Genomic DNA, 12901 nt, shown 5'->3' with positions numbered 1-12901 from the left:
CATGACCAAGATTATCGCAGTAACTGCATGTCCTTCTGGCGTTGCCCACACCTATATGGCCGCCGAAGCGCTGGAAAGCGCCGCTAAAGCCAAGGGGTGGGAAGTAAAGGTTGAGACTCAGGGGTCGATCGGTCTGGAAAACGAACTGACCGCGGCGGATGTGGCAGAAGCCGACATGGTGATTCTGACCAAAGACATTGGTATTAAGTTTGAAGAGCGTTTTGCGGGCAAAACTATCGTTCGTGTCAACATCAGCGATGCAGTGAAACGTGCCGACGCCATCATGAACAAGATTGGCGCACACCTTGCGCAAACCGCATAACGGTTTGTTTGCCGGAGGGGGGGGCGACTTATCCGGCCTACTGATACGTAGGCCAGATAACCACAGCGCCATCTGGCATCAGTTTTTCTACAGGAGTTCCTCATGACTAACCGTATCCAACGTTTAAAAAACGCTCTGTTTCAGAATAACCGCGAAATTTCGCTTGAGCGTGCGCTGCTATATACCGCCAGCCACCAGCAGACGGAGGGAGAGCCGGTTATTCTGCGGCGGGCGAAAGCCACCGCATATATTCTTGAGCACGTTGAAATATCGATTCGTGATGAGGAACTGATAGCCGGGAACCGTACCGTTAAACCGCGGGCGGGCATAATGTCACCGGAAATGGATCCTTACTGGCTGCTCAACGAGCTGGAGCAGTTTCCAACCCGTCCGCAGGACCGTTTTGACATCAGCGAAGAGGATAAACATCTCTATCGCGATGTGCTGTATCCGTACTGGGAAAAGCGGTCGATGAAAGATTTCATCAACGGTCAGATGACCGATGAGGTAAAAGCCGCTGTCCGTACGCAGATTTTTAGCGTTAACCAGACGGATAAAGGTCAGGGGCATATCATTATTGATTATCCACGCCTGTTGAATCTCGGGCTTGGCGAACTGGTAGCGCAGATGCGGGCGCATTGTCTGCAGCAGCCGGATAACCACTTTTATCAGGCTGCTCTGTTGCTGCTTGAGGCTTCGCAAAGCCACATTCTGCGTTACGCCCTGCTGGCAGAACAAATGGCGGAAAACTGCCCGGATGCGCAGCGACGTCAGGAATTGCTGACGATTGCGGAAAACTCCCGGCATAACGCCCAGCATAAGCCGCAAACCTTCTGGCAAGCATGTCAGCTGTTCTGGTACATGAACATTATTTTGCAATATGAGTCCAACGCCAGTTCGCTCTCACTCGGACGCTTCGACCAGTATATGCTGCCGTTTTATCAGACCTCGCTGACGCAGGGGGAAGATCCTGCACTCTTAAAAGAAATCCTCGAATCGCTATGGGTGAAATGCAATGACATTGTACTGCTGCGATCCACAAGCAGCGCGCGCTATTTCGCTGGCTTCCCAACGGGTTACACCGCACTGCTTGGGGGATTAACGGAGAATGGTCGTAGTGCGGTAAACGTACTGTCGTTTCTCTGTCTTGATGCTTATCAGAGCGTACAACTGCCGCAACCAAATCTCGGTGTGCGCACGAACGCGTTGATCGATACGCCGTTCCTGATGAAAACGGCACAGACCATTCGCCTCGGGACCGGCATCCCGCAAATCTTTAATGATGAAGTGGTGGTGCCCGCATTTCTTAACCGTGGCGTCTCGCTGGAAGATGCGCGAGATTACGCGGTAGTCGGCTGTGTCGAGCTGTCTATTCCTGGCAGAACATACGGTTTGCACGACATCGCCATGTTTAATCTGCTGAAAGTAATGGAAATCTGCCTGCATGAGAACGAAGGCAATCGCGCGCTGACGTACGAAGACCTGTTGAAGCATATTCGTGCCAAAATCAGCCACTACATTACGTTGATGGTCGAAGGCAGTAATATCTGCGATATCGGTCATCGCGACTGGGCGCCGGTGCCGCTGCTCTCCTCGTTTATTAGCGATTGCCTGGATAAAGGGTGTGATATTACCGACGGCGGCGCGCGTTATAACTTCTCCGGCGTACAGGGGATCGGTATTGCGAACCTGAGCGATTCGCTGCATGCGCTCAATGGACTGGTATTTGAACAACAGCGCTTAACTTTTGACGAACTTTTGTCGGTGCTAAAAGACAACTTTGCTACCCCGGAAGGCGAGAAAATTCGCGCCCGGCTGATTAACCGCTTCGAAAAATACGGCAACGATATTGATGATGTAGATAACATCAGCGCCGAACTGCTGCGTCATTACTGCAAAGAGGTAGAGAAATACCAGAATCCACGCGGCGGGCAATTTACACCGGGTTCATATACTGTCTCTGCGCACGTGCCGCTGGGTTCGGTCGTCGGAGCGACACCAGATGGTCGCTTCGCCGGGGAACAGTTGGCGGACGGGGGGCTGTCGCCGATGCTGGGGCAGGATATGCAAGGGCCGACGGCGGTATTGAAATCGGTCAGCAAGCTGGATAACACATTGCTTTCCAATGGGACTTTGCTGAACGTGAAGTTTACGCCAGCCACACTGGAAGGTGAGGCTGGTTTACGCAAGCTGGCGGATTTTCTGCGGGCATTTACCCAGCTCAAGCTCCAGCACATCCAGTTTAATGTGGTGAATGCCGACACATTGCGAGAAGCGCAGCAGCGCCCACAAGATTTCGCCGGGCTGGTGGTGCGCGTGGCGGGTTACAGCGCCTTCTTTGTCGAGCTGTCGAAGGAGATCCAGGATGACATCATTCGCCGCACCGCGCATCAGCTGTGAGGTTATTGACCCACGTGGCGAGGACGTCGCGCGTATATTTAATATTCAGCGTTACTCACTGAATGATGGACAAGGTATTCGTACGGTAGTCTTTTTTAAAGGTTGTCCGCATACCTGCCCGTGGTGCGCCAACCCTGAATCTCTCTCCCCACGTATTGAAACAGTACGGCGGGAGAGTAAATGCCTGCACTGTACACCCTGCCTACGTGATGCTGATGAGTGTCCCTCCGGTGCGTTTGAACGTATCGGTCGTGATATCTCGCTGGACGAGCTGGAACGTGAAGTGATGAAAGATGATATTTTCTTTCGCACCTCTGGCGGGGGGGTGACGCTTTCCGGTGGTGAAGTGCTGATGCAAGCGCCCTTTGCCGTACGATTCCTGCAACGTCTGCGGCGCTGGGATGTTCGCTGCGCGATTGAAACAGCTGGCGATGCGCCAGCCAGTCGTTTGTTATCGCTGGCAAGAGAGTGCGATGAGGTGCTGTTTGACCTCAAAATTATGGATGTCCATTTGGCGCGTGAGACCATTAATATGAACCTGCCGCGCGTGCTGGCGAATTTACGACTAATGGTCGCTGAAGGGGTTAATATCATACCTCGCCTGCCGCTGATTCCGGGCTTTACGATGAATGTAGAGAACACGCAGCAGGCGTTGACGCTGTTGTCATCATTAGGCATAAAGCAGGTACACCTGCTACCGTTTCATCAATATGGCGAACCGAAATACAACCTGCTCGGATTACCCTGGTCGATGAAAGAAGTGCCCGTCCCGTCGGCGCAAGAGATAGGTTTTATACGTAAGATGGCAGAATGCGCCGGATTTCAGGTAACAGTAGGAGGATAGTATGGCCATCGCACCTGTACGATATCTGGTTGCTGTCACCGCGTGCGTAAGCGGCGTGGCCCATACTTATATGGCTGCTGAACGGCTGGAGAAACTCTGCCAGCAGGAGAAATGGAGCATCAAGATTGAAACTCAGGGCGCGTTGGGTACCGAAAATCGCCTGACGGAAGAGGATATTAACCGTGCTGATGCGGTGTTGCTCATTACCGATATTGAACTGGCAGGAGCAGAGCGATTTACGCAGAGCCGATACGTCCAGTCGGGCATTAGCGCATTTCTGCGTGAGCCGCAGCGGGTGATGAGCGCCGTGCGAAAGCTGCTTTCTGCGCCACAGCACACACATCTTACTTTGGATTAGCTTTTATCTCCGTCAGTTGGCTGTGGTATTGCCGACGATATTCTGACGGCGAACGTTCGGTATTTTTGCGAAACAGGCGGCAGAAATAGTTGCTGTCAACAAACCCACAGGTATGCGCCACTTCTTTGATCTTCAGCTCATAACCCTTCAGCAGCGTTTTCGCGTGTTCCAGTCGCGTGTGATTCAGGTATTCGTTAAACCCGATAGCGCCCGTTTTTTGAAACAGGTGGGAGAGGTAATTGGGTGAGATGTAAAACGCCTGCGCGACGGATTCTCGGGTGAGCGGCGAAGCGTAGCGTTCATCAATATAGTCGCGAATGGCTTCGAAAAGCGCCTGACTGCGTGATGCGGTCTGGATCTGGCTGCCCAGCAGATCGCGGCAGTGGCTCAGTAAGCTCGCAACGATTAGCCTGGCGGTTTGTTGCTCCTGCGGTTGCATCTGCATTTCATTGAGCGTTTGCAGCAGGAAAGAGCCAATTCGTGGCCCACGCCGCGCGACGTGCTGGCGGGTAAGATTATGATATTGCTTGCCGTCCCACTGGACGATGCTGAAACCCAGTTGCTGTTTGCCGAACAGAATGCTGAGCGTGGTGACCGGTGTGAGCCACTGCGGAAAGTTCCAGCCGCCAGCCGGAACGAATATCACATCGCAAGGCAGTAACGTCGCGGATGCGCCAGCAACTCCGTTATCGGTGAACTCACCTTCCAGCACAATTTCCAGCCGGGGAAAATCGACCTGATACGCCAGCTCCGGCGTTGAGCTACTGGTGCTGGCAAAATAAACCTGGCGCAGCGGCGTGGGGCCGTTAATCAGGCGGGAGAGAAGATGGCTGACGTCGTGATACATGTTAATCCCTTGCAGGCAGCAGACAGGGGAAACAGTAACCGCCATCATAAAAAAAGGCCACTCTTTAAGAGTGGCCGATACGAGTATTACTGATTACCGATTTGATCGCCGTACGGCAGGCTATCGTAATCAATCAGGGCATTCTTTTTGTACGGATTGCCAATCCAGCGGGTCGTCTCTTTGAACTGCGGGCTGGTAATGGATCGGGTCGGATCGAAACCGTCGTAGGTGAATCCCGCTAAATCAGACCAGGTGTGGATAAGCTCTGAGCTGCTGTATTTACGATTCACATCCTGTGAGAAGTCACGCGGGTGTGCAGCCTGCCATTTTTCAGAGGTCCACAGCAGGAACGGTACCGTATACATATGGCGCGTCGGGTTGTCTTCATTACGACCCTGCGTTTTATGCGGTGGCGTATCGTATACCTCCTCCCCGTGATCGGAGAAGTAGAGCAGGAAGCCGTTCGGATCGGTCGCTTTATAGTCTTTGATCAGACTCGCAATGATATGGTCATTGTAGACATTCGCGCTGTCGTAATCGTTGTATGCTTCCAGCTGATCATCATCCAGGCCGGGGGGAACGTTGTCGACATTGTTATCGAATTTACCCTGACCATCCGGATAGCGGAATTTGTACTTAATATGCGTACCCAGCAGGTGCACGATGATGAACTTTTTCGGTGCCGGGTCGGCCAGTACTTCTTTAAATGGCGCCAGCACATTGCTGTCATATTCGCGCGCACTTTGCGTACGCTGCTGATTCATATAGAACTGCTTATCCGTCTGCTTAGAGAACACGGTCAGCATGGTGTTACGAGCCGTCATCGTCTGCTGATTGGTGATCCAGAAGGTTTTATAACCTGCCTGTTTCATCATATTCATCAGAGACGGTTGAGTCAGGTACAGGTCCGGATTCTTCTCGTTGGCGAAGGTCAGCGCCTGTTGCAGGATTTCAATGGTGTACGGACGTGAGGTCACGACATTATTGAATACGGTGAAGTTAGGATCGGATTTATGCAATGCATCCAGTTCTGGCGTCGTTTCGCGCGGGTAACCATACAGGCTCATGCGACCACGCTGCGTTGACTCGCCAATGACCAGCACCAGCGTACGTGGGGCATCGCCGGAGTTATCTCTGAAGTTAGCCAGCGGCGGCAGGGCATTGTTCTCATTCAGCAGGCTATTGAGTGAGGTCAACTGCTGACGGTACTGATAATACCCGGAGATGAATTGCCACGGTGCGGCGGGCTCCATACGTGAGGCGAGACCATTCAACGTTTTTTCAAACGGCTTGTGTTTGATGAAAGTGTTAACGGCTATCGGATGCAGAATCAAACCGTATAACAACGCAAATGACACCAGATAGCGCCAGGGCGATGGAATATGAACAGGGCGCAGACGCGTCCACAGCAGAATAGCGATAGCTGTATAGGCCAGGGCGATAAGAACAATTTTTAGGCTGAAATACTGGCTGAGATATTCGCTGGCTTCGTTCGCATTGGTTTCAAACATCACGTACAGAACGCTTTGCGAGAACTCTTGTCCGTAGATGACGTAATAGCTCAGAGCAGCCAGCGAGGCCGCCCATAGCACCATGCCAATGACGGCAGCAATAATACGGATACGGTTTGGAAATAAAAATACCGGGATCAACCACAGCGAACTGAATAGCAAGGAGTCGCGTAATCCATTAGTTCCGCTATATCCGGTTAAACAAATAACGACCTGGAGTAAAGTGGAAAAAAACCAAAAATAGAGGAGCGCCCAACCCAGGGCTTTCCAGCTAAATTTAGGTTTAGACTGGAGTTGTAAGGATTGCATAATGTGAGCCTGTCTTTAATCGTAGCGCCAAGAGTAGCGACTTAATATTAAGAGGAACTTAAGCATCACGATCTTAGGATCGTGTTTTGCTGTTGATATATTCACAGTGTGAATATATTCAGGCGGGAATATATTGAAAAAGAAGCGTTTATGACAGCAGTTTTTGTTGTCGCCTTCGTACAATAGCACGAAGGCGACGAGGGGGGACGTTAGCCTGTATTACGCATGCCGGCTGCGACACCAGCGATTGTCACCATCAGCGCTTGTTCAACGCGCGGATCCGGTGCATTGCCTTGCTCTTCCGCCAGGCGTGAGCGGTGTAACAGCTCAGCCTGTAAGACATTCAGCGGGTCAGTATAAATATTTCTTAACTGAATGGACTCGGCAATCCACGGCAGGTCGGCCATCAAATGTGAGTCGTTGGCAATCGCCAGCACGACATCGATATCGGCTTCCAGGCGCTGACGCAGCTCTTCACCCAGCGGCCACAGTTCTTTTTTGACCAGGCGCTGATCGTAGTATTCTGCCAGCCACAGGTCTGCTTTGGCGAAAACCATTTCCAGCATGCCAAGACGTGTGGAGAAGAATGGCCAGTCGCGGCACATTGCTTCGAGTTCGCTTTGCTTACCGTCTTCAACCACTTTTTGCAGTGCGGTGCCTGCACCCAGCCACGCCGGGAGCATCAGGCGGTTCTGCGTCCAGGCAAAGATCCACGGAATGGCGCGCAGAGACTCTACCCCGCCGGTTGGGCGACGTTTTGCCGGACGTGAACCGAGCGGTAATTTACCCAGTTCCTGCTCTGGCGTTGCGGAGCGGAAGTAAGGGACGAAGTCTTTGTTTTCACGCACATATCCACGATAGAGCTCACAAGAAATATCAGAAAGCTCATCCATGATATGACGCCAGTTATCTTTCGGCTCTGGCGGCGGTAACAGGTTGGCTTCCAGAATTGCTGCGGTATACAGCGACAGGCTGCTGATGGTCACTTCCGGCAGGCCGTACTTAAAGCGGATCATCTCCCCTTGTTCTGTCACGCGCAGACCGCCTTTCAGGCTGCCGGGTGGTTGAGAAAGCAGCGCCGCATGCGCAGGCGCGCCACCGCGACCAATGGAGCCACCGCGACCGTGGAACAGCGTCAGTTCGATACCGGCTTTTTCGCAGGTTTTGATCAACGCGTCCTGCGCCTGATATTGCGCCCAGGAGGCCGCCATCACGCCTGCATCTTTTGCGGAGTCAGAGTAGCCAATCATGACCATCTGTTTGCCCTGAATAAAGCCACGGTACCAGTCAATGTTCAGGAGCTGAGACATGACGTCATCGGCGTTGTTGAGGTCGTCCAGCGTTTCAAACAGCGGGGCAACCGGCATAGCAAAACCGATACCGGCTTCTTTCAGTAGCAGATGTACGGCCAGTACATCCGATGGTGTTTTCGCCATTGAGATAACATAGGCGGCAATGGAGCCATACGGGGCTTCGGCAATGACCCGGCAGGTGTCGAGCACTTCGCGGGTGTCGTTGCTCGGCTCCCAGTTACGTGGGAGCAGCGGACGCTTGGAGTTCAGCTCGCGGATCAGGAAAGCCTGTTTATCCGCTTCCGACCAGTTTTCGTAGTCGCCAATGCCCAGATAACGGGTCAGTTCGCCAAGGGCTTCAGTGTGACGGGTGCTTTCCTGACGAATATCAATACGTACCAGCGGTACGCCGAAACATTTCACGCGGCGTAGGGTGTCGAGCAATTCGCCATTGGCGATAATGCCCATGCCACAGGCCTGCAGAGACTGATAGCACGCATATAGCGGGTCCCAGAGCTGTTCATTTTGGGTGAGAAGTCCCGCAGGTTTCGGCAATTTCTCGCCTTTCAGACGGGCTTCCAGCCAGGCCTGGGTTGCCATCAGACGTGAACGCAGGGTTTTCATCAGATAACGGTAAGGTTCTGCTGCGCCTTCTTCGCCCACCAGCGCCAACAGTTCCGGTGTGGCATCCACCATCGACAGCTCAGAAATCAGAAACTGAATGTCTTTCAGGAACAGATCGGTCGCTTTCCAGCGGCTGAGTAGCAGCACGTGACGGGTGATATCCGCCGTTACGTTCGGGTTGCCATCGCGGTCGCCGCCCATCCAGGAGGTAAAGCGAACCGGGACAAAATCAACGGGCAGCTTATAGCCCAGATGCTCTTCCAGTTGTTCGTTCAGCTCGCGCAGATAATTTGGTACGCCTTCCCACAGGCTATTTTCAACCACCGCGAAGCCCCATTTGGCTTCATCAACCGGGCTTGGGCGCAGCTTGCGGATTTCATCCGTATGCCAGGACTGGGCAATCAACTGGCGCAGACGGCGCATCAGCTGATGGCGCTCGTAATCGACGAGGTCTTTGTTATCAAGTTGCTTGAGACAGGCGTTCACTTCACCCATTTTATGGATCAGCGTACGGCGGGTGATCTCGGTCGGGTGGGCAGTGAGAACCAGCTCCAGGGAGAGAGATTCGACGGCTTTTTTGATGGTGGCTTCATCGAGGTTGGGCTGCTCTTTCAGTTTACGCAGAGTGCGAGCAATCACTTCCGGGTTGCTGGCTGCTTCGCCTTTTGGCGAAATGCTGTGGTACTGCTCGGCGGTGTTGGCCAGGTTCAGAAACTGGCTAAACGCGCGGGCAACCGGCAGCAGCTCGTCGTTAGACAGGTTTTGCAGCGTAGTGAGCAGCTCCTGGCGATTGACTTCATTGCCGGCGCGGGATGATTTGGACAACTTACGGATTGTTTCTACGCGGTCAAGAATGTTCTCTCCCAGCGCATCCTTGATGGTCTCCCCCAGCACTTTGCCGAGCATACTGACATTACTACGCAACGCGGAATATTGTTCGTTCATATTAACCCAGACACCCCATCTTTAATTTATGCGTCCTGTATCTTTCGCGCGACATCGGCGTTGGCTGCGCTTGCCCATCTGGTCACTTACTTATGTAAGCTCCTTGTATGAGCTCGCTTGCCGCCTTGCTGTGACACGAAATCTCTCGGACTTTGTATGTTAGCCGTCTTTTATAAAGCCACGTAAAAGTCGTGACGTCAATTGCTGCGAAATCGGTTCAGCAAACGAAAAAATGACGGGAATTTACGTTATTTAATTCACATCGAATCAAATAAGCTTTGCTTATGGAAATGTTAATAAATTACCTCGCTTACCACTAAAGGGTTAGCGAGGCGATAAGCGGTTAATGCCAGCAGAAATGATGCACAACCTGGGTGATCAATTCGCGGGTTGGCTTAATAAAACGAGTTTCCAGATACTCATCCGGCTGATGCGCCTGATTAATGGAGCCAGGCCCTAACACCAGCGTCGGGCAAAGCGTCTGGATAAACGGCGCTTCGGTGCAGTAGTTCACCACTTCTGTCTGTGCGCCCAGCAGTTTCTCAACCACTTGTACCAGTTGGTGATCCGGTGGGCACTCATAGCCTGGAATTGGCGGGTGCAGCTCCGACACCGTCAGGCGACCCGGCCAGCGCTCGCTGACCGGGGCCAGCGCGTCGTTAAGTAAACCATTGAGATCGTTAAGCGTCATGCCGGGCAGTGGGCGAATATCCATATGCAGCTCGCAGCAGGCGCAGATTCGGTTGGCGGCGTCGCCGCCGTGGATGTGACCCAAATTTAATGTCGGATACGGGACGGTAAAAGCATCATGGTGATAGCGCTCTTTCAGATCATCGCGCAGATTCATGATATGGCCGATGGCATCATGCATCAATTCAATGGCATTCACGCCACGAGCCGGATCGCTCGAGTGACCCGATTGTCCCAAAATGCGAATCGCATTAGAGATATGACCTTTGTGCGCGCGGACAGGTTGCAAAGAAGTGGGTTCGCCAATGATCGCGCAGTCCGGGCGTAAAGCGGTGGTTTCAGAGAAATAACGCGCTCCCGCCATGCTGGTCTCTTCATCGGCAGTGGCCAGAATGTACAGGGGCTTTTTCAGTTGAGTGACGTCGACGTCACGCAGCGCGTCGAGGATAAAGGCGAAGAAGCCTTTCATATCTGCCGTACCCAAACCGTAGAGCTTATTGTCATGCTCGGTCAGGGTGAACGGATCGCGCGTCCAGCGTCCGTCGTCAAAGGGGACGGTATCGGTATGGCCCGCCAACAACAAACCACCGGCTCCCTGTCCAATGCTTGCCAGCATATTGAATTTATTGCGCGTGTCGGGAACCGGCTGGACCTCCACATTAAAGCCTAAATCTTTGAACCAGCCCGCCAGCAGAGTGATTAAACCTGCATTACTTTGGTCGAGCGCTTCTTCGGTGGCGCTAATCGACGGCATGGCAATCAGAGCGCGGTATATCTCGATAAATGGCGGTAAATTGTTTTTCATTGTTGACACACCTCGGGTCATGATAGTATCAATATTCATGCAGTATTTGTGAATAAAAATACATTAACGTTGAGCGTAATAAAACCCACCAAGTGTAAGGTGAGGTGATAAAGGCTTATATCTGGCAACAGAATCTAAGAAGGTGAGCAGCCCCGATGTTGAATACGCTGATTGTGGGCGCCAGTGGCTATGCCGGCGCAGAGCTTGTGACCTATGTAAATCGCCATCCTGATATGACCATAACCGCTTTGACCGTCTCAGCGCAAAGCAATGATGCAGGAAAATTAATCTCCCATTTGCATCCGCAGTTGAAAGGCATTGTCGATTTACCGTTACAGCCAATGTCAGATATCAGCGAGTTTAGCGCAGGGGTGGACGTTGTGTTCCTCGCAACGGCGCATGAGGTGAGCCATGACCTGGCTCCGCAGTTTTTGCAGGCCGGATGCGTGGTGTTTGACCTCTCGGGCGCGTTTCGCGTAAACGACGGCGCGTTCTATGAAAAATATTACGGCTTTACCCATCAGCATCCCGACCTGCTGGAGCAGGCGGTTTATGGACTGGCGGAGTGGAGCGCAGACCAACTGAAAGACGCGAATCTGATTGCCGTGCCGGGTTGCTACCCGACGGCGGCGCAGCTGTCGCTGAAACCACTGATTGATGCCGGGCTGCTGGATCTCAGCCAGTGGCCGGTAATTAACGCCACCAGCGGCGTGAGCGGCGCGGGACGTAAGGCGGCTATTTCCAACAGCTTTTGTGAGGTGAGCCTGCAGCCGTATGGCGTGTTTACCCATCGCCATCAGCCGGAAATCGCTACTCACCTTGGTGCGGAGGTGATCTTCACCCCGCATCTGGGCAACTTCCCGCGCGGAATTCTGGAAACCATCACCTGCCGTTTGCAAGCGGGCGTAACCCATGCGCAAGTGGCTCAAACGTTGCAACAGGCGTATGGCGATAAGCCACTGGTGCGTCTGTATGACAAAGGCGTTCCGGCGCTGAAGAACGTGGTTGGCTTACCGTTCTGTGATATCGGGTTTGCCGTACAGGGTGAGCACCTGATCGTGGTGGCAACTGAAGACAACTTATTGAAAGGCGCGGCGGCACAGGCGATGCAGTGCGCAAATATTCGTTTTGGCTTTGCTGAAACGCAGTCTCTTATTTAAGGGTGCAACGATGAATCCATTAATTATCAAGCTGGGCGGCGTTTTACTGGATAGCGAAGAGGCGCTGGAGCGTCTGTTTACCGCACTGGTGAATTATCGTGAGTCGCACCAGCGACCGCTGGTCATTGTGCACGGTGGCGGCTGCGTGGTTGACGATCTTATGAAGCAGCTGAACCTGCCGGTGAAAAAGAAAAATGGTCTGCGCGTCACGCCAGCCGATCAAATTGACATTATTACCGGTGCCCTGGCGGGAACAGCGAATAAAACCTTACTGTCCTGGGCGAAAAAGCACCACATCGCATCCGTGGGTCTGTATCTTGGTGATGGCGATAGCGTAAAAGTGACGCCGCTCGATAAAGCGCTGGGTCATGTTGGACTGGCGCAGCCGGGTTCGCCTAAGCTGATTAACACACTGCTGGAAGGCGGTTTTCTGCCGGTAGTTAGCTCCATTGGCGTTACTGAAGACGGACTGCTGATGAACGTTAATGCCGATCAGGCGGCAACGGCGCTGGCGGCAACGCTGGGTGCGGATCTGATCCTGCTCTCTGACGTAAGCGGTATTCTGGATGGTAAAGGCCAGCGTATTGCCGAAATGACCGCCGCGAAAGCGGAACAACTGATTGAACAAGGTATTATTACTGACGGCATGATCGTGAAGGTCAATGCGGCGCTGGATGCCGCGCGCACGCTGGGTCGCCCTGTGGATATTGCCTCCTGGCGTCATGCCGAGCAACTTCCGGCGCTGTTTAACGGCATGCCAATTGGCACGCGGATTTTAGCGTAAACTATTTTGT

At 52.9% G+C, this 12901-nt stretch carries 10 protein-coding genes; 6 read left to right on the top strand and 4 right to left on the bottom strand.

Annotated elements, in window-relative coordinates:
• Window position 1 precedes the first annotated feature (1 nt).
• The 4 genes from HV037_RS23085 (at window position 2) to HV037_RS23070 (ending at window position 3924) form a co-directional block, all read left to right on the top strand.
• The gene (locus HV037_RS23085; protein ID WP_016155279.1) at window positions 2–322 is read left to right on the top strand and encodes a PTS fructose-like transporter subunit IIB; all 321 of its coding nucleotides are present in this window, start codon (window positions 2–4) and stop codon (window positions 320–322) included.
• A 102-nt stretch (window positions 323–424) separates the two neighbouring features.
• On the top strand, window positions 425–2722 hold the full coding sequence (locus HV037_RS23080) for a formate C-acetyltransferase (RefSeq protein ID WP_016157928.1): 2298 nt from the start codon (window positions 425–427) through the stop codon (window positions 2720–2722).
• Window positions 2688–3566 (top strand): [formate-C-acetyltransferase]-activating enzyme, encoded by an 879-nt coding sequence (locus HV037_RS23075; RefSeq protein WP_075848799.1) that lies wholly within the window; start codon window positions 2688–2690, stop codon window positions 3564–3566. Before HV037_RS23080 ends, HV037_RS23075 begins: the two co-directional genes overlap by 35 nt.
• A gap of 1 nt (window position 3567) precedes the next feature.
• Window positions 3568–3924, top strand: a complete 357-nt coding sequence (locus HV037_RS23070; protein WP_016155282.1) for a PTS fructose-like transporter subunit IIB — start codon at window positions 3568–3570, stop codon at window positions 3922–3924.
• Here HV037_RS23070 and HV037_RS23065 read toward each other — a convergent pair.
• The 4 genes from HV037_RS23065 to argE form a co-directional block, all read right to left on the bottom strand.
• Window positions 3911–4771 carry an AraC family transcriptional regulator gene (locus HV037_RS23065; protein ID WP_049269724.1) on the bottom strand — a complete coding sequence of 287 codons (861 nt, stop codon included), beginning with the start codon at window positions 4769–4771 and terminating at the stop codon, window positions 3911–3913. The genes HV037_RS23070 and HV037_RS23065 overlap by 14 nt on opposite strands.
• 86 nt (window positions 4772–4857) lie before the next feature.
• Window positions 4858–6591: a phosphoethanolamine transferase CptA gene (locus HV037_RS23060; RefSeq protein WP_103284373.1), complete on the bottom strand. Its 1734-nt coding sequence runs from the start codon at window positions 6589–6591 to the stop codon at window positions 4858–4860.
• 209 nt (window positions 6592–6800) lie between these two features.
• Window positions 6801–9452 carry a phosphoenolpyruvate carboxylase gene (gene ppc / locus HV037_RS23055; RefSeq protein WP_016157932.1) on the bottom strand — a complete coding sequence of 884 codons (2652 nt, stop codon included), beginning with the start codon at window positions 9450–9452 and terminating at the stop codon, window positions 6801–6803.
• A gap of 343 nt (window positions 9453–9795) precedes the next feature.
• A complete protein-coding gene (argE, locus tag HV037_RS23050; protein ID WP_016155286.1) occupies window positions 9796–10947 on the bottom strand; it encodes an acetylornithine deacetylase in 1152 nt (383 codons plus the stop codon).
• Window positions 10948–11102: 155 nt separating this feature from the next.
• On the opposite strand from argE, the gene argC reads away from it, so the two are divergent.
• Window positions 11103–12107, top strand: a complete 1005-nt coding sequence (argC, locus tag HV037_RS23045) for an N-acetyl-gamma-glutamyl-phosphate reductase (protein ID WP_103284372.1) — start codon at window positions 11103–11105, stop codon at window positions 12105–12107.
• Between the two features lie 10 nt (window positions 12108–12117).
• Window positions 12118–12891: an acetylglutamate kinase gene (gene argB, locus HV037_RS23040; protein WP_047415553.1), complete on the top strand. Its 774-nt coding sequence runs from the start codon at window positions 12118–12120 to the stop codon at window positions 12889–12891.
• Window positions 12892–12901: the final 10 nt, after the last annotated feature.

Origin of the sequence: Citrobacter sp. RHBSTW-00017 (assembly GCF_013797615.1) — a bacterium.
Lineage (GTDB): Bacteria > Pseudomonadota > Gammaproteobacteria > Enterobacterales > Enterobacteriaceae > Citrobacter > Citrobacter braakii.
This window is presented reverse-complemented; position numbering and strand designations above follow the sequence as displayed.

What these genes read in the sequence shown, in the direction of transcription:
- HV037_RS23085 (WP_016155279.1), top strand. Translation starts at nt 2, where the DNA reads ATGACCAAGATTATCGCAGTAACTGCATGTCCTTCTGGCGTTGCCCAC.
- ppc (WP_016157932.1), bottom strand. Translation starts at nt 9,452, where the DNA reads ATGAACGAACAATATTCCGCGTTGCGTAGTAATGTCAGTATGCTCGGC.
- HV037_RS23080 (WP_016157928.1), top strand. Translation starts at nt 425, where the DNA reads ATGACTAACCGTATCCAACGTTTAAAAAACGCTCTGTTTCAGAATAAC.
- HV037_RS23060 (WP_103284373.1), bottom strand. Translation starts at nt 6,591, where the DNA reads ATGCAATCCTTACAACTCCAGTCTAAACCTAAATTTAGCTGGAAAGCC.
- HV037_RS23070 (WP_016155282.1), top strand. Translation starts at nt 3,568, where the DNA reads ATGGCCATCGCACCTGTACGATATCTGGTTGCTGTCACCGCGTGCGTA.
- HV037_RS23065 (WP_049269724.1), bottom strand. Translation starts at nt 4,771, where the DNA reads ATGTATCACGACGTCAGCCATCTTCTCTCCCGCCTGATTAACGGCCCC.
- HV037_RS23075 (WP_075848799.1), top strand. Translation starts at nt 2,688, where the DNA reads ATGACATCATTCGCCGCACCGCGCATCAGCTGTGAGGTTATTGACCCA.
- argB (WP_047415553.1), top strand. Translation starts at nt 12,118, where the DNA reads ATGAATCCATTAATTATCAAGCTGGGCGGCGTTTTACTGGATAGCGAA.
- argE (WP_016155286.1), bottom strand. Translation starts at nt 10,947, where the DNA reads ATGAAAAACAATTTACCGCCATTTATCGAGATATACCGCGCTCTGATT.
- argC (WP_103284372.1), top strand. Translation starts at nt 11,103, where the DNA reads ATGTTGAATACGCTGATTGTGGGCGCCAGTGGCTATGCCGGCGCAGAG.